Here is a 16,042-nt window from a genome sequence, read left to right as displayed (position 1 = left end):
CACCTCCTGCGCGAGGCGCACTATGAAACCCTGGATGCTCTTACCACCTCAATGGGCTCACGATCTGAGCTCTTGGGGTTTACCTCTCTACTCTTTGATTCACGGAAGAAAAACGCCGGAGTGGAAAAGCTTCACTTGGCGCGATCTTCATTTCAAAAATCCACTGGGCATTGCCGGCGGTGTTGATAAAAACGCCGAACACTTGAAAGAATGGTGGTCACTCGGCTGTGGCTTCGTCGAAGTCGGCACGGTCACACCTTTGCCACAGACACCCAACCCCGGAAAAATTTTGGATCGTGATCTCAAGCTCAGGGCGATGTGGAACAAGATGGGCTTTCCTAGCGATGGCGCGGAAGAGACTTTCTATAATCTGACTTACTATGCTCCGAATTATCGCACGCCGATCTTCGTGAATATTGGAAAGAATCGCTACACGCCGAACAATCAAGCCGTTCTGGATTATCTTTTTCTTGTCGATAAATTCCGTCCTTTCGCAGATGCTTTCGTCGTGAATATTTCCAGTCCGAACACGAAGGGCTTGCGAGAGCTGCAGAAGAAAGAAAATCTGCGCTCTTTAATCGGCCCCATCGTGGACCGTGTTTCCCATTTCGAACCCACACCGGTTTTGGTTAAACTTTCACCTGACATGGGCGACGAGGCTTTGGCCGAAACCGTCGTCAACTGTCAGGAATTAGGGGTCGATGGTTTTGTGCTAACAAACACCACTCTTTCCCGTCCTGCGGGCTGCCATTTTCCTGAAGAAGGAGGCCTTTCCGGCGCCCCTTTAAAGGAGCTTTCACAAAGAGCTCTGAAAGTGGCTGTTGAAAGTTTAGGCAAAAAACGTGAGGGTCTTCTTCTGGTCAGCGTCGGGGGCATTTTAACACCCGAAGATGTCTTTGAAAGATTGCAAATGGGCGCAGATCTTGTTCAAATTTATAGTGCACTTGTGTTTCATGGACCGAATTTCTTCCATGATGTAGCTAGAAGGTATAATGACGGACGATAGCGCTATCGAAACAAAACCCAAAAAATCCAAGATCCGAAAAGGTCATTGGATTCCTGTCGTCGCGGGTTTTTTGCGTAAAGATGGCAAAATATTGGTCGGTCAACGTCCCGAAAACAACTCTTTAGCAGGTCAATGGGAATTCCCCGGCGGAAAAATTGAAAATGGGGAAACACCTGAAGAGGCTCTGTCTCGCGAGCTCAATGAAGAGTTGGGCATCGAAGCCGATGTTGGCGAATTAAAACTTGCGTGTACACACTCTTATGGAGATGTAGGGATTCTCATATTATTTTATGAAATCCTGTATTGGAAGGGCGAGCCTCGGGCTAAGCACCACATGATGTTAGAGTGGATTCATCCTGAAGAGCTCAAACATCGCAATATTCCAGAGGCCAATCGCAAGATTCTGCACAAGATCTACAAAGCTTTAGGAATTGAATGGCGAAAATAATCCTTGTAAGCAAACATGTGAACGCGACTTCTTGGCAGTTGGCTCAGGCTTTGAAAAGCCAACAACATGAGGTGGTTCTGCTTACGAGTTATGGTGAAGTTCCCCCGGAAGACACGACGGGCATTGAGTTCATGGGTTATTTCAAAAGCTGGAGCGTCCTTGAAGGCTTCCGCATCATTCCCGGCCTATTCGGTCTTCATCCACAAATTCTGCACGTGCTTTTAGACGAAGATCAAATGAACCCAGCGCAGATGATTCTTTCGACTTTTGCGAAGTCTCATCCTTCCTGCGTTTTGACGACCTCTCTTTTGAATATTCGCCGCGGTTTAAACCGTCGTAATCCGGTTCGTTATCTGGTGGAGGAAAGTGACATCATCACTTGCCCCACGGTGGAAGCCTTGGGACAGCTTCGCGGTCTGAATGTCCGCTCGCCTCGTCAAGGGCGCGGAATTTTGCCGCCGGTTTTGGATTTGAAAGCCGAATTCACGGCAACGGCCTTTCAGGAAGATATCGAAGAGCAGTTTTTTCATTCACTGGAACACAGACCTTTTGTCGTCGTGCCTTTCCGCGAGACTCATTTCGACGCCGAATCAGAAAGCTTCGTGCGCATTCGTACGATCGCACAAAAATACAAGGTGGTCTTGTGGGGGTCTTATTCTCACTGGAGCCTTCGTGAGCGCAAAAAATTTGCCGCCTGGATGGAAGAGTTTCAGTGCGGGCACAACTGGACAGTGACCGGAAACTTGAGTCCTCAAGCGGGTAAACAACTCCTGGAAAAAAGTATGGCTTTGATGTTAGCCGGCCAAGGCTTTACGCCCATCGAAATGACCGACTTTTACATGAAGGCCATTCATTCCCATGCGGTGCTGATCTTGGATTCCAAACAGTCCAGTGTACACGCGGATCTTTGGAAGAACACCATCAACTGCTGGATTTTAAACAACGATCATATTCATGCCGACCTGGTAAAGCTTCTGACGAAGCCCCACTTGCGAGTCCCAGAAAATCTGTCAGAACAACTGGCCGAGGATCGCCATCTGATTGATTCGTCATTGAATGAACTCAATCGTCTGTACAATCGGGCTTTAAATCATTTAAGATGAGCTTATGCTCAACAAACCCCGTCTTCCCGAGACATTGAACATTTGCCTGACCTCGCATCGTTTTCCGATTTTAAGTCGCGCAACCGATCATGGTTTTCTGTGGCCCATAGCCCGGGGGCTGGCCAAAGAAGGTCATAAAGTCACGGTTTTGGCGGCGACATCACCTTTGAAAAAACCAGAAGTGGTGCGCGACGGTGTACGTGTTTTCTTCTTACACGAGGGCGCAAAAAATCTGTCGCATATGAGTTTTCAAATGGCGGTTCGTCAGCGCTTCGCCCAGCTTCACAAAGAAGACCCCTTCCATCTGGTTCACAGTATCGACAAGTCAGGGTATCGCATTGGCAGTCGCAAAAATGATTTTAAAGTCGCCATGGCTTATGATGTGGAAGCGACGCAAATGTCACAGCTTTTCGCGATTCGCGCCATGAAACAGGATACGTTAGGCAGCATGCTTTCAACGGCCATTGCCACCACCTACAAATTTTTGACAACCTACTATGGCGGCGATCGTCGATTGCTTTCCACGGCGGACGGCATCTTCGTCACAAATCCTGAGCAAAGAATTATTCTGGAAAGATATTATCTTTATCCGGATTATCACACCTACACAGTCCCCTATGGGATTGAGCTGGGTGATTTGACTCCGAAAGAAAAGTCTTTTGAACTTCGTAAGAAGCTGAGCATTCCCGAAAATGCTCATGTGGCGGTGACCCTGTCGGATATGACTCAGACGCAGGAATTAGCGCCGCTTTTAAAGGCCTTTGAAAAAGTGGCGATTAAAAAACCTAATAGCTATCTCATCGTCATCGGGAACGGCCCGAAGTTCAAAGACATCGAATATCAGGTTTTGAATCACGCTTTGGGTAATCGTGTGGTCATGCCGGGAGCAGTGCCCGCATCAGAGATCGAAGATTATATTGTTTTGGGTGATGTTTTCGTCAACTTGGGGTCTAGAACTACGGGCTTTGAACCGACAACTTTGGAAGCCATGGCACAAAAAAAGGTGGTTTTAGGTTCGGAAGTGTCCCCAATTGCCAATATTATCGAGGATGGACGTGATGGATTTTTACTGCGCCCAGCGGATGTGGACTCGATGAGCAATCTTTTGGTCGAAATTTTCTCGGGAACCATGCCTGCTGACGAGATCGGCGACCGCGCCCGCCAAAAAGTGGTCGACCTCTTTGACACGCCTAAAATGGTCCAGGCGACGCTTGATGCCTACCGTAAAATCCTGATCAGCACGGGTCTGTATAAGAAGCATTGAGTTAAATGCTTGAATTTTGATGTCAGACCACTTCATATCTGTATAATCGAGAGTGTTATCAATACTTTAAGCTGAGCCCTTTAGGAAAGCCGACGATGACAAAAGCGGATTTGATTAATTTGATTTCTGAAAAAGCGGGAATTACCCGTGTTAAAGCTGAAACGGTTGTAAACACCATTTTTGACTCTATGGTAGAGGCACTCATGCGTGATGACCGTATCGAAATCCGGGGCTTTGGCTCATTTGTGAATCGCCAATATGGTGCTTATAAAGGACGCAATCCACGCACTGGCGAAATCATCAACGTAGAAGAAAAGAAGCTTCCCTTCTTTAAAGTCGGAAAAGAACTGAAGGAAGACATCAATAACGGGCCAAAGAAGGCGTAAAAAAAGGGGCTTAAAAGCCCCCTTTTTCATTCTATTAGTTCGCTTTCTCGCACTCCGTGTGAGTCACTTCAAAGAAATCCTGGAACTTCGCAAAGTAAGTCACACATGTGAAAAGAGGCACTTCGCCGCGAGTGCGGTAATAGCCACGAACCTGAGTCTGTACAGCTAAGTCTGCATTAGGAATCTGTAAGAACTTATGTCCTTCAATAGCAACAATACCTTCATCAAAACCCAACTCTGCCAAAACACTTTCGTTCGTCATTTCCCAGATGGCTTTCATTTTACCAGCGAAAGCAGGAACTGCGGATAGAACTAGTAAAGCGACGATCAGCTTTTTCATCGAAACCTCTTTGCGTATGTATTACGGATGGCAAGGTTTTATAGAATAAGATCCCAAACGAAAAGTCAGGTTTTGATTCCCTGTTATTTTTACCGGGACCGCAGCAGAAAAACGCAAGAACATCGAAAGAACATCACTTTTGGGAAGGTGCAACGGGACGGCCCTAGGCCTGCGGAAAGACTTTCACTTCGGAAATGCTCCCCACTCCCAGTAAAGCCATGAAAAGGCGCTCCACCCCTAAGGCAATTCCTCCGGAAGGAGGCATCCCCGCCTCTAGACACTGGAAGAACTCCTCATCTAAAGAAATCACTTCTTTCTGCAGATCCTTTTTCTTTTCCAGGTCCTCTGCAGAACGCAGACGCTGAATCGCGGGATCGTTCAGTTCATGGAACGCATTCGCCAATTCCAGCCCTTGCCAGTAAACCTCAAAGCGGTCCCCCCAGCCGTCTTCCGTCAGACGCGCCAGAGCCGCCTGATAAGGGGGATATTTTTCGACAAAAATCAGCTCGTCCGAAGGCAATACCGACTCTATTTTTTCCATAAAAATCAGGAAAAAGTAGTCATCAATACTTTCCGCACTTCTGACATCGACACCGATTTTTTCCGCAAGTGCTTGCAGTTCTTCCTTGGTCGTCTCGGGCCTTAAAGTGAATCCGCAGTATGTTTGGAAAAGCTCTGCAATACTATAACTGCGCACCTTGCGCGGGCCGGGAACATTCATTCGCTGCGCTAGAAAACTCACAAGGTTTTCCACGTCTTTTTTTATCGCGGCCAAGGTGTCATACGCGCGATACCACTCTAGCATCAGAAATTCCGGCTGATGGCGTTCAGTGATTTCGCCATTGCGATAACAGGTCGCGATTTCAAAGATTTTTTCTGCCCCCAAGGCCAAAGCTTTTTTTAGGTGCAGTTCGGGACTTGTCGGAAGATAAAGCTTTTCTTTGCGCGAGCCCACCTGAAGCAACGTCGCAAAGACATCCAGACTGGGTTCTGTTCCTGGGCAGGGCACCAACGATGGCGTTTTCAGCTCTAGAAATCCTTCCTGCGTGAAAAAATCCCGCAAACCCTGAACATACAACGCCCACTGCTGCAAAAGATTTTTGTTGTAAGAGCGCGAAGGCAAAGACGTTTTTTGCGGAGCCAAAAGCACAAGTTCCGTTGCGGAAATAATCGCCACAACATCACCTTCACTTAAAAATTCGGAATAAGCAGGAGCCGAGGCAAATTCAATTTTGTGAATTTTATTATCGCGAATCAGGGTCAGCTTAAGAAGGTCCCCATCCCTTTCGATCTTGTAGATTCGGCCCGCGACCTGCGCATCGGGAGGCATCGGGGGATAAGGATTCCAAATGAGGTTGAGATAGTCTTTTCGTGTCAAAGCCCTGCCACTTTAGCGGCAAAGGCCCTCGTTACGCAAGTTTTCCAGTTGAGTGAGGATTGAATTCATATCATTCGCACCATAAACCACATCTTCATTGACGTAAATCCGGTGTTTCACCCAAAGACCCTGGTAAATTCCTTCACTCGCCATCAGGCAAGAGGGGGTCATGGAACCCGCGGCTTGAGCCGGAACCAAGTATGTGAACATCGCGATCATCAGTGTTGATAGAAGTGCCAGAACGATTCTCATAACTTCATTTTCTGCTGGGTCTTTATGACACCAGCTCCTCCTGTCAAAGATATAAAGCAAAGGGCTTGCCAAGTATTTTTGCCACCGAGTCTTGTCGAAGCTCCCCAAGTATTACTCAGTGCGACTTTTAACAATCGATCTTTTGGAGATTGAGTTTTCTAATAGCATCCATTATTGGAACTGTTGAATTACATTGAGGAAAGGGGCCCTAAATGCTCGATTTACAACGAACCCTCAACCAAGTGAAAACGGCCGCAGACTGGGTCAGTTTACGTCACGTCACTGAAAAAACCACACAACGCAGAGTCCGCGATGAAAAAGTCGACGGCAATTCTGTCTTCTTTGATCAAGGTGTGATGGTCGAGGTTTTAGTCAATGGCCACTTCGGCTTTTCCGGAACGAGTGATCTGACCGAGTCTGGGATCAAAAGAGCCCTAGGCAAAGCCGTGGCGATGGCGCGATCTGGGGCCTCACAAAAAGTCCACAATTTCACCACCGCGCAACGTCCTGCGACTCAAGGAAGTTATTCCTCGCCAATTCTTCGTCCGATGGATTCTATTTCTGCAAAAGAGATCTCTGATGTTCTGGTCGACGCCACTTGCGCCATGAAGGTGTCTGATAAGATCTTGAGCCGCTCGGCCGGAGCGATGATTGTCGAAACAGCTTTTCATTCCGTCACTTCTTCTGGCGCTGAGGTCAGACAAAACTTTTCCATCGTCAGTACGGACTTTTCGGCCACAGCGGGAGGCGCCGGCGAAACCCAGACGCGTTCCGATGGTGGGGGCCTCGCTCGTTGTCTGCAAATTGGCGCGGAAGTTTTCAATCGTGCCGATATTTTGAACCGCAGCAAACGCATTGCTGAAGAATCCGTAGAGTTGCTTCTTGCTGACAACTGCCCGAATGAGACTTTGGATCTGTTGTTAGCCCCGGATCAGATGACCTTGCAAGTGCACGAATCCATCGGCCACCCTCTGGAATACGACCGCATTCTGGGCGATGAACGCAATTATGCCGGTTGGAGCTTCGTTAAGCCTGAGGACTTCGGAAAACTTCAGTACGGCTCGCCCCTGATGAACGTCACTTTTGATCCGACCGTCGCTGATGCCATGGCTTCTTACGCGTTTGATGATTCAGGTCTTCCAGCCACTAAAGAATTTTTGATTCAAGACGGTGTTCTGGTACGAGGTTTGGGAGGACTTGAATCCCAAGCCCGCTTGAATCTTCCTGGCGTTGCCAACTTCCGTTCGGCATCGTGGAATCGTGCGCCCATTGATCGCATGGCCAACATCAACTTGGAACCCGGGACCTCCAAATTCCAAGACATGATTGCCTCCGTCGAGCGCGGCGTGTTTATGATGGCCAATAAATCCTGGTCGATCGATGATTACCGCAATAAATTCCAGTTCGGTTGCGAATATGCAAAGCTTATCGAAAACGGAAAAATCACGAAGACACTGAAGAATCCAAACTATCGCGGCACCACTGTGAAATTCTGGAATGGTTTAAAAGCGGTCAGCGAAAATCGCGAAACCTACGGTTCTCCCTTCTGCGGCAAAGGGGAACCTAATCAGGTGATCCGTGTCGGTCACACAACTCCGTATTGCCTGTTTGCGAATGTCGAAGTGTTTGGTGCATAGGAAGGTCGGTCATGAATTTTACTGAAAATACAAAAAAATCATTCAACACCGTGGCGGACTTTATTCTGGCGAACTTACAGCCGGGCGAAGAAGCCAACGTCAATCTGCACGCGGAAGAATCTTTATTCATTCGCTTTAATGGCAGCAAAGTTCGGCAAAACACCACAGTTGAACAAAAGACATTGAGCCTGCTTCTGCAAAAAGACGGCAGAACCGCCTCTTTCAGTTTTTCCATCACGGGTGATGAGGCGGAAGATAAGTCCCGCGCGACTTTCTGGCTTTCTGAAGCCCGCAAAGAATGTGCGTTGCTGCCCGAAGATCCCTATCAGGTTCCTTTGAAAAACAACGGCGTCAGCGACAGCACCTTTAAGGGCTCTCTGCTTCCGGGCGAGGCCGTCATTGCCGCCATCACCCAGCCCGCTGCGGGCGTGGACCTTGCGGGGCTTTACTGTGCCGGCCCGTTGATTTCTGCCAACAAAAATTCACAAGGGCAAAGTCACTGGTTTGCGACAGAAAACTTCTTCATGGACTACTCTCTTTATTTGGGCGAAAAGGCCGTGAAGTCTGTTTATGCCGGCACGCACTGGGAGCAAAAAGATTTTGAAGGCAATCTGGCGCAAAGTAAAAATCAGCTCCGTCTGATGGATCGACCTAAAAAGACTTTGGCGCCGGGTGCGTATCGCACTTATCTGGCCCCGGGAGCGGTGGCGGAAATGGCCACGATGTTTTCTTGGGGAGCCCTGAGCTTTACGGCTTACAAACAAGGTGGCTCTGCTCTGCAAAAGTTGGCCGATCAAGAAAAGACGTTGTCCTCTTTACTGTCGATTCGTGAAAACTACAGCCTGGGTCTTATTCATCGCTTCAACAGTTTGGGTGAACTGGCCCCTGAAAGTCTGGATCTTATCCAAGCGGGGCAGCTTAAGAATTTTATGATCAGCACCCGGTCGGCAAAAGAATACTCGGTGGAAGGCAATGGCGCCGACGCTGGTGAATATCCGCGGGCGATGGAGATTTTACCCGGCTCGTTAAAAGAACAGGATGTTCTAAAGGAATTGGGAACAGGACTTTATTTATCCAATCTTCACTACTTGAATTGGTCAGATAGAATGAATGCTCGAATTACGGGCATGACTCGTTATGCCTGCTTCTGGGTGGAAAACGGCGAAATTGTCGCCCCCATCGCCGATATGCGCTTTGATGAAAGCCTTTATGACTGCCTGGGCGAAAACCTGATGGCCGTCACAGACTTTCAAGCCATCGATCCCATGGTTTTGACTTATGAAAACCGTGCTTTCGGTGGAAAAAAGATCCCCGGTATGCTAATCAAAGACTTCAAATTCACCTTGTAGGGGTTATCCGATGGTTAAATACCTTGTCCATGTGATGGTTCGTCATGAAGTTTATTCTGAGTACGTAGACTGGCTTAAAAACGAACACATTCCCGAAATGCTGGCCTTTCCGGGATTTGTCGGAGCGGAACTGTGCCTGCGTAAGGGCGGCAATCTTGAAGCCTCCAGCAAAGATGTCAAAGTCATCTACACGCTGAAGGACGAAGATGCGATGAAGGTTTACATGACCGAACACGCGATGAAAGCCCGCGAAAAGGGCCTTGAGAAATTCCCCGGTCAGTTTTCTGCGCAACGCGAAGTCTGGTTGGAAACAATTAATTTTACGTCAAAATAGTCCCGAGGGGCTTTTAATTCGCCCCTTGTGAGTGTATGTTAGGTCTTAACAAAGGAGACTCTTGTGGCTACAGCAGCATTTCAAAAAATTTTGGAAAATATCTCTGCAAACAAAGGTGTGCAAAACCTTCTTGAAAACTTCCAAAAGCTGAACGACGAAATCAAAAAGAAAGAGTCCGAGCTTAAAAAATCTTTCGATCAGAAAAAAGAAGAGCAAATCGAACTTGCCTGGAAGAAATATCAAGAGATCGTAAAAGTATTGAGCACTTCTGAAGCGAAAATCGAAAAAGAAGTGAACACGACCATCGCGAAATTGAAAAAGTCTGCGGATGATTTGGAAAAAAACATCGCCGCTTACAAAAAGAAAGCCGTGGCACAAAAATCGAAATTGGAAAAATCTCTTTTCAACAAAACGATGAAAAAATCTTCCGCAAAAAAAGCGACGACGAAGAAAGCGGCAAAAGCGACAAGCAAAAAAACCGCGGCAAAACCCGCTGCTCGTAAGACGACGAAGAAAGCCACTAAGAAAGCGAAGTAATTTTTAGTGACTGCTTAAAGTGAAAAGGAAGGCCGCAAGCCTTCCTTTTTTTTACCAAGAGCCCCATGGAAAACGACATTACCAGGGGACGGCCGCAGGGCCGCCAAAGATAGCCACCTGACCAAAACTTAGCCAGGCCAAAGCTTCTATTTTCCAGTTCTCCCCTTCTTGGGACGGCAAAGCTTTTGCTTTAATCGGCGTATCAGGAATTGGTTATGAAAAAGTCCACTTTTAGATTTAGAAAACAAGGCGTTTTTCTTTGCGCGATCGCGTTCGCGCTGGCCTATGCGGCGACGTCGCATGCGGCCAGTTGGAACGAAATGGATATTCGTGCGGATCTGTATTTTATGCGTGGCCAGGAAGTTTACAGCGGCCAGGATATCACTGAAAACAACCGCCGCCTGATGGAAGAAATCAATAACTTCAAACCCTCCAGCCAGCATCGGATCGATGGGGTCAGTGCGCAGCAAGCCCAGGCCATCATTCAGAAGACGAATCAAAATGAAGTCACTGGTTATCGGGGTGGACAGAAGTATGATCCGAAAGGCATCGTCGGCTTTTGTTTCGGTCGTGCGCTTTATGCGCATTTAGAATTACTTCGTCATGGTGTTTCTAAAGATGCTATTAAAAAAGTCTTTGTCGTCGGTCCGATGCGAACGGGCTCGATTGATTGGCAATTTCACGTCACGACTATTGTGAAGGCCAGCGATCACTCCGGCTGGTACGCGGTCGATACTTTTATCGGCAGACCGGTGCCCTTGGAAGAATGGTTTAAAAACTTTCAAAAATATTCCACCGATGGAAAGCTGCGCTTATTCGTCACCGAGCCCAATAAAATTGGGCCCAGCGCTTGGGAGTACAATGTCAAACCGGGCGGTTTGATGGACCCTTTTTACAACAACTATTTCAAAGACATGTTTGAATACTTCAAAAAGAACCATCTTCGACCCGAGGAAAAGTTCTTCCCTAGCTGCTCTAAAGTCTTTGCCACTTAAAAGTTCCCTACGCAGGTCGTGGTCTGTGCTGACAGCCCCCATTTCGTCTGTTAGGTTGGGAAGTTCCATGCGCTTTGTAAAACGTCTTCTTAAATACGTTCTTTTCTTTGTTCTGGGTGCAATCACTTGCGCCCTGATGAGCATCACCGCTCTTTCTTATTTTGCCATTGATCAGTTAAGCAAAGCCACGGCCCCGGCAACAAAACCTGTCAAAAAAATGCCCGTCGCCAAAGCCACCATGCTCCCAAACCTTCCTTTAGCCCCCGGGGAAAAAGGGACAGATCAAGAAGTGAATCCAAATCTGCGCGAACTCACCCATATCGGGCATACCTATGTGCATGAGCTCAATCTTTTTGACGAACTGGCGGCGACCCTTGCCCAAAAGAATTTACCCGAAATCTGCTCCGTTCTTTGCAATCCCACTTTCATGGACCGCGAATTATTAACGAACGAACGCACCAATTACCTGGTTCGCTTTTACCAACAAGAAGGAGCACGTGCGCATTCCGACCCGGTCTTCCGAATGAAGCTTGAAGAGATCGGCATACTGTCCGAGCTTTTTCCCGTCTCATTCCGAAAGGTCCTTGTGCAAATTCACGAGGCCAAGGCGGAATCAACGACGGACAAGTTAGCACTTGCCGTGCAACTACAAACTGCAGTGGTGCGCGAAATCTCTTCTTTGAATGATCGCATTGACGACGCCAAACGGGGCAATGAAAGACTTAAAATCCTTCGGGAACTCACTCGCTCTTGCGAAAAAGGTTTAAAATCTCGTAAGCAAGTGGTTTCCGAATGTCATTCTGAATTAGGAAACTGAACTTGCTCCTCGCCTGAAGATGGATTAACACCATTGATATGGGTCAGGGTCTTTCTCGATTTCAAGTTTCCTTCATGTTCGTGGCGTGCGCGCTGGTTGTCAGCAATTTGTATTACAATCAGCCGCTGCTGGGTATTCTGGCCCGTGAATTTGCCGTGAGTGAAAAATCGGTCGCGCTGGTGCCCGCTTTCACTCTGATTGGTTATGCGATTGGCATTCTGCTTTTGGTTCCGTTGGGAGACATGCTCAACCGCCGTCGTCTTTTGCAAGCCAGTATGACTGTGGCAGGACTGTTGGCTTTGTCCTTGTCCTTCAGCCCTAACATTCTGACTCTGTGTGCTTTGAGTTTTGTCATGGGTTTCTTCAATGTCTCGGCGACGATTCTGATCTCCTTTTCGGCGAATCTCGCTCGTCCCGAAGAACGAGGACGTATTGTTGGCATCGTCACTTCCGGTATTTTAATCGGCTCGTTGATGGCGCGCACGCTGGCCGGTTTCGTCGCGGAAAATTTTGGCTGGAAGATGGTCTTTGTTTTTGCCGGGTCGGTGAATCTTCTTTTAGCCGTCATCACGCAGTGGGCTTTACCTTCTGCGGAATCACATTTTCGCGGCACCTACAAAGCTCTTCTTTCTTCCACATGGGATTTAGTCAAAAACCATGCGACGGTTCGTGAAGCTGCGTTGATGGGCGCTATTCTTTTCGGCTCTTTTTCAGCCTTCTGGACGACGCTGACTTTTTTGCTTGAAGGCGAGCCTTTTCGCTACACACCGCAAACCATCGGCCTGTTCGGGGCTTTAGGAATGATCGGAGCTTTGGCGGCACCCCTGGCCGGTCGCTATGCCGATAAAAAAGGCCCTGCAGCTACCATCCGCCTGGGACTTTACTGTGCAATGGCGGCCTTTGCCCTCTTAGCTCTATCGTCCACAGCTGTGATCGGTGTGATCCTGGGAGTCTTGCTTTTGGATTTGGGTATCCAGGTCGCACATATATCCAATCAGACCCGCATGTTCGAGGTCTCTTCCGAGGCGCGTTCGCGCTTAAGCTCCATTTATATCTTCAGCTATTTTGTCGGCGGCGCTTTAGGTTCCTACATCGGCTCTTGGCTTTGGAGCCTGGGTCGTTGGCCTGCTGTTTCTTTGGGCGGACTGGCATTTTGCCTAGGCGCGACCCTGCTTTTTCAGAGAGGACAAAAAAGACGGGCGACTTCGCTTGAACTGGCTTAATAGTCCCATTTCGCCTCGCATTAGCGCCCCTGCTCTCCTTACAAATCTTTCATTACCCTAGGGGGGTGTGCTAGTCTCGACGGCGTTATAGAGGTGCACATGAAAATTGCCGATCTTTCCCCACGGAACGAATTTATCCCCCGTCATATTGGTCCTTCTGATTCTGACATTCACGAGATGTTGAAGACTTTAGGATTTAACTCTTTAGATCAAATGGCTGACAAAGTGATTCCCCAACAGATCCGCACGCAGCATAACTACGCGGATGTAGGCCCCGGTATTTCCGAGCACGGTCTTTTGAATCATTTGAAGCAGATGGTTGCAAAGAACAAAGTCTTTAAAACCTACATCGGCATGGGCTACCACGACACTATCACGCCAACGGTGATTCAACGAAACGTCTTTGAAAACCCCGTATGGTACACAGCCTACACTCCTTATCAACCCGAGATCTCGCAAGGCCGTCTGGAAGCTCTTTTGAATTTCCAAACTATGATCGGTGATCTTTGCGGTATGGAAATTTCTAATGCTTCGTTGTTGGATGAAGGAACTGCAGCCGCAGAGGCGATGTTCATGGCGCACTCTCTTTGCAAAAACAAAGCAAATGCTTTTGTTGTGTCTCCGGAAATGCATCCTCACGTCATCGAAGTGCTAGGCACTCGCGCTGAGCCTTTGGGCTTTGAAATGATTGTCACCGATCCCGCGACATATGATTTCGCAAAACCTGTCTTTGGCGTGTTCTTCCAATATCCCAATACCAGCGGAGCCGTGGAAGACTATTCAGATCTTGCAAAGAAATACAAAGATCATGGAGCCCTAGTGACCGCGTCTGTGGATTTATTGGCCATGACGTTGTTGACGCCTCCGGGAGAATGGGGTGCCGACATGGTTGTCGGTAACTCTCAACGCTTTGGTGTGCCATTGGGCTTCGGTGGACCTCATGCCGGTTTCTTGGCGACAAAAGATGCTTATAAGCGTTTGATGCCAGGCCGTCTTGTCGGCGTCAGCGTGGATTCCCAAGGGAAAATGGCTTTACGTTTGGCTTTGCAAACTCGTGAGCAGCACATCCGTCGCGAAAAAGCGACTTCCAATATCTGCACCGCTCAGGTTCTTTTGGCCAATATGGCTTCGATGTATGCCGTTTACCACGGCCCTCAAGGTCTTAAAAAAATCGCTCTTCGCGTGCAACGTTTGACGGGCATCCTGGCGGAGGGTTTGAACAAACTGGGCTTCGCTGTTTCTAAAAATGCTTTCTTTGACACTGTGACCGTAACAACGGACAAAGCCACAGCTATCATTGCGCAAGCGGAAAAAATGCAGATGAACTTCCGCAATTTCGGCAACGGCAAAATCGGTCTTTCTTTGAACGAAACAACGACGTTAGAAGATGTCGAAATGATCTGGGCCGCTTTCAATCAAGGCCAAGCAGCGGCGTTCACGGGGGCCTCTATTGATGCCGCTATGAAAGATGTGGAAGTGCCAGAGAAGCTGGTTCGTACTTCCGCCTATATGACCCATCCCGTGTTCCACTCACACCACAGTGAAACCGAGATGCTTCGTTACATCCATCACTTGCAGAACAAGGATCTGACTTTAACTCACTCGATGATCCCATTGGGATCTTGCACAATGAAGTTGAATGCCACAACAGAGCTGGTTCCGGTGTCCTGGCCCGAGATCAATAAACTTCATCCCTTCGCCCCCACTGCGCAAGCGGTCGGCTTGATCGAGATGATTCACGATCTGGAAAAGAAACTTTGCGACATCACGGGCTTTGCCGCTGTGAGCTTGCAGCCGAATGCGGGCTCGCAAGGGGAATACGCCGGTCTTTTGGTCATTCGTAAATATCATCAGTCACGTGGCCAAGGTCATCGTAATATCTGTTTGATTCCTTCTTCCGCGCACGGAACAAATCCCGCATCAGCCGCTTTGGTGAACATGCAGGTCGTGGTGGTTGCGTGTGACGATCAAGGCAACGTCGACGTTCAGGATCTTAAAGCGAAAGCCGAACAGCATCGCGACAATCTTGCCGCTCTGATGATTACTTATCCTTCCACGCATGGCGTGTTTGAAGAGGCCATTGTCGAAATTTGTAAAATCATTCACGACAACGGCGGACAAGTTTACATGGACGGCGCGAATATGAACGCCCTGGTCGGCATGTGCCGTCCTGGAGCTTTCGGTCCCGATGTATCACATATGAACTTGCATAAAACCTTCTCGATCCCTCACGGTGGTGGCGGACCGGGTGTGGGCCCTATCGGCGTCGCAGCTCACCTGAAAGATTTCTTACCAACGCACTCCTTGGTGCCTGAAGCGGGTCCTAAGACAGGGATTTCAGCAACGACGTCCGCACCTTGGGGCAGCGCCAGCATTCTTCCGATCTCTTGGGCTTATATCACCATGATGGGCGCTGAAGGCCTTCGCAAAGCGACTTTGGTGAGTATCTTGAGCGCGAACTATATCGCGAAAAAACTAGAGCCTCACTACCCTGTTCTTTACAAAGGTAAAAACGGTCTGGTCGCGCACGAGTGCATCGTGGATGTGCGTGAGATTAAAAAAGTTTCCGGCATCGACGTGACGGACGTGGCGAAACGTTTGATGGATTTCGGGTTCCATGCTCCGACTATGAGCTTCCCTGTTGCGGGAACTTTGATGATTGAGCCGACAGAGTCTGAACCGAAAAAAGAGCTGGATCGTTTTATCGATTCTATGGTGACAATCCGTAAAGAAATTGCCGCGATTGAAACTGGAAAAATGGATAAAGAAAACAATGCTCTTAAAAATGCGCCTCATACAGCGGCGATGATGATGAAGCCTGAATGGAATCATCCGTATTCGCGCGAAGAGGCCGTATACCCTGTTGAGTGGTTGCGCACGAACAAGTTCTGGCCTGTGGTTGGCCGCGTAGACAACGCGTACGGTGACAGAAACTTAATTTGCTCTTGCCCCTCTGTGGAAGAATACACTTAA

Annotated in this window: 16 protein-coding genes; 13 read left to right on the top strand and 3 right to left on the bottom strand. The window is 48.4% G+C overall.

The window, feature by feature from the left end; genetic code table 11:
- Window positions 1-22: 22 nt before the first annotated feature.
- From OM95_RS01815 to OM95_RS01795, 5 genes are all read left to right on the top strand, one after another.
- Window positions 23-1,006 (top strand): quinone-dependent dihydroorotate dehydrogenase, encoded by a 984-nt coding sequence (locus tag OM95_RS01815; protein WP_041869627.1) that lies wholly within the window; start codon window positions 23-25, stop codon window positions 1,004-1,006.
- Window positions 993-1,454, top strand: a complete 462-nt coding sequence (mutT, locus tag OM95_RS01810; RefSeq protein ID WP_041869625.1) for an 8-oxo-dGTP diphosphatase MutT — start codon at window positions 993-995, stop codon at window positions 1,452-1,454. The genes OM95_RS01815 and mutT overlap by 14 nt, the downstream gene beginning before the upstream one ends.
- Window positions 1,442-2,557 (top strand): hypothetical protein, encoded by a 1,116-nt coding sequence (locus OM95_RS01805; RefSeq protein WP_041869622.1) that lies wholly within the window; start codon window positions 1,442-1,444, stop codon window positions 2,555-2,557. The genes mutT and OM95_RS01805 overlap by 13 nt, the downstream gene beginning before the upstream one ends.
- Window positions 2,558-2,561: 4 nt before the next feature.
- Window positions 2,562-3,821: a glycosyltransferase family 4 protein gene (locus OM95_RS01800; protein ID WP_041869619.1), complete on the top strand. Its 1,260-nt coding sequence runs from the start codon at window positions 2,562-2,564 to the stop codon at window positions 3,819-3,821.
- 95 nt (window positions 3,822-3,916) lie between these two features.
- Entirely contained in the window at window positions 3,917-4,207 is a 291-nt protein-coding gene (locus OM95_RS01795) for an HU family DNA-binding protein (protein ID WP_041869616.1), read from the top strand.
- A 34-nt stretch (window positions 4,208-4,241) separates the two neighbouring features.
- Here the strand turns inward: OM95_RS01795 and OM95_RS01790 are convergent, their stop codons facing one another.
- The 3 genes from OM95_RS01790 to OM95_RS01780 form a co-directional block, all read right to left on the bottom strand.
- Window positions 4,242-4,547, bottom strand: coding sequence for a hypothetical protein (locus OM95_RS01790; RefSeq protein ID WP_041869614.1), 306 nt, complete (start codon window positions 4,545-4,547; stop codon window positions 4,242-4,244).
- Between the two features lie 163 nt (window positions 4,548-4,710).
- On the bottom strand, window positions 4,711-5,925 hold the full coding sequence (epmA, locus tag OM95_RS01785) for an EF-P lysine aminoacylase EpmA (protein WP_291515444.1): 1,215 nt from the start codon (window positions 5,923-5,925) through the stop codon (window positions 4,711-4,713).
- Window positions 5,926-5,937: 12 nt separating this feature from the next.
- Window positions 5,938-6,177, bottom strand: coding sequence for a hypothetical protein (locus tag OM95_RS01780; RefSeq protein ID WP_041869609.1), 240 nt, complete (start codon window positions 6,175-6,177; stop codon window positions 5,938-5,940).
- A gap of 212 nt (window positions 6,178-6,389) precedes the next feature.
- On the opposite strand from OM95_RS01780, the gene OM95_RS01775 reads away from it, so the two are divergent.
- From OM95_RS01775 to gcvP, 8 genes are all read left to right on the top strand, one after another.
- A complete protein-coding gene (locus tag OM95_RS01775) occupies window positions 6,390-7,814 on the top strand; it encodes a TldD/PmbA family protein (protein WP_041869607.1) in 1,425 nt (474 codons plus the stop codon).
- An 11-nt stretch (window positions 7,815-7,825) separates the two neighbouring features.
- Entirely contained in the window at window positions 7,826-9,163 is a 1,338-nt protein-coding gene (locus OM95_RS01770; RefSeq protein WP_041869605.1) for a metallopeptidase TldD-related protein, read from the top strand.
- Window positions 9,164-9,173: 10 nt separating this feature from the next.
- Window positions 9,174-9,497 (top strand): DUF4286 family protein, encoded by a 324-nt coding sequence (locus OM95_RS01765; protein ID WP_041869602.1) that lies wholly within the window; start codon window positions 9,174-9,176, stop codon window positions 9,495-9,497.
- A 63-nt stretch (window positions 9,498-9,560) separates the two neighbouring features.
- On the top strand, window positions 9,561-10,034 hold the full coding sequence (locus OM95_RS17015; protein ID WP_291515443.1) for an actin-binding protein: 474 nt from the start codon (window positions 9,561-9,563) through the stop codon (window positions 10,032-10,034).
- Between the two features lie 215 nt (window positions 10,035-10,249).
- Window positions 10,250-11,029, top strand: a complete 780-nt coding sequence (locus OM95_RS01755) for a hypothetical protein (RefSeq protein ID WP_041869600.1) — start codon at window positions 10,250-10,252, stop codon at window positions 11,027-11,029.
- Window positions 11,030-11,096: 67 nt separating this feature from the next.
- A complete protein-coding gene (locus tag OM95_RS01750) occupies window positions 11,097-11,846 on the top strand; it encodes a hypothetical protein (RefSeq protein ID WP_041869598.1) in 750 nt (249 codons plus the stop codon).
- 74 nt (window positions 11,847-11,920) lie between these two features.
- Window positions 11,921-13,069, top strand: a complete 1,149-nt coding sequence (locus tag OM95_RS01745) for an MFS transporter (RefSeq protein ID WP_291515442.1) — start codon at window positions 11,921-11,923, stop codon at window positions 13,067-13,069.
- 99 nt (window positions 13,070-13,168) lie between these two features.
- Window positions 13,169-16,042 (top strand): aminomethyl-transferring glycine dehydrogenase, encoded by a 2,874-nt coding sequence (gene gcvP / locus OM95_RS01740; RefSeq protein WP_041869592.1) that lies wholly within the window; start codon window positions 13,169-13,171, stop codon window positions 16,040-16,042.

This window comes from Bdellovibrio sp. ArHS, assembly GCF_000786105.1.
Taxonomy (GTDB): Bacteria; Bdellovibrionota; Bdellovibrionia; order Bdellovibrionales; family Bdellovibrionaceae; genus Bdellovibrio.
The sequence above is the reverse complement of the archived record's forward strand: the minus strand, read 5'-3'. Positions and strand labels throughout refer to the sequence as shown.

Bases quoted from the DNA above. Each gene is read 5' to 3' on its own strand.
- OM95_RS01815 (WP_041869627.1), top strand. From the start codon at position 23: ATGAAACCCTGGATGCTCTTACCACCTCAATGGGCTCACGATCTGAGC.
- OM95_RS01790 (WP_041869614.1), bottom strand. From the start codon at position 4,547: ATGAAAAAGCTGATCGTCGCTTTACTAGTTCTATCCGCAGTTCCTGCT.
- OM95_RS01770 (WP_041869605.1), top strand. From the start codon at position 7,826: ATGAATTTTACTGAAAATACAAAAAAATCATTCAACACCGTGGCGGAC.
- OM95_RS01750 (WP_041869598.1), top strand. From the start codon at position 11,097: ATGCGCTTTGTAAAACGTCTTCTTAAATACGTTCTTTTCTTTGTTCTG.
- OM95_RS01765 (WP_041869602.1), top strand. From the start codon at position 9,174: ATGGTTAAATACCTTGTCCATGTGATGGTTCGTCATGAAGTTTATTCT.
- OM95_RS01745 (WP_291515442.1), top strand. From the start codon at position 11,921: ATGTTCGTGGCGTGCGCGCTGGTTGTCAGCAATTTGTATTACAATCAG.
- OM95_RS01795 (WP_041869616.1), top strand. From the start codon at position 3,917: ATGACAAAAGCGGATTTGATTAATTTGATTTCTGAAAAAGCGGGAATT.
- OM95_RS01775 (WP_041869607.1), top strand. From the start codon at position 6,390: ATGCTCGATTTACAACGAACCCTCAACCAAGTGAAAACGGCCGCAGAC.
- mutT (WP_041869625.1), top strand. From the start codon at position 993: ATGACGGACGATAGCGCTATCGAAACAAAACCCAAAAAATCCAAGATC.
- OM95_RS01780 (WP_041869609.1), bottom strand. From the start codon at position 6,177: ATGAGAATCGTTCTGGCACTTCTATCAACACTGATGATCGCGATGTTC.
- OM95_RS01805 (WP_041869622.1), top strand. From the start codon at position 1,442: ATGGCGAAAATAATCCTTGTAAGCAAACATGTGAACGCGACTTCTTGG.
- OM95_RS01800 (WP_041869619.1), top strand. From the start codon at position 2,562: ATGCTCAACAAACCCCGTCTTCCCGAGACATTGAACATTTGCCTGACC.
- gcvP (WP_041869592.1), top strand. From the start codon at position 13,169: ATGAAAATTGCCGATCTTTCCCCACGGAACGAATTTATCCCCCGTCAT.
- OM95_RS01755 (WP_041869600.1), top strand. From the start codon at position 10,250: ATGAAAAAGTCCACTTTTAGATTTAGAAAACAAGGCGTTTTTCTTTGC.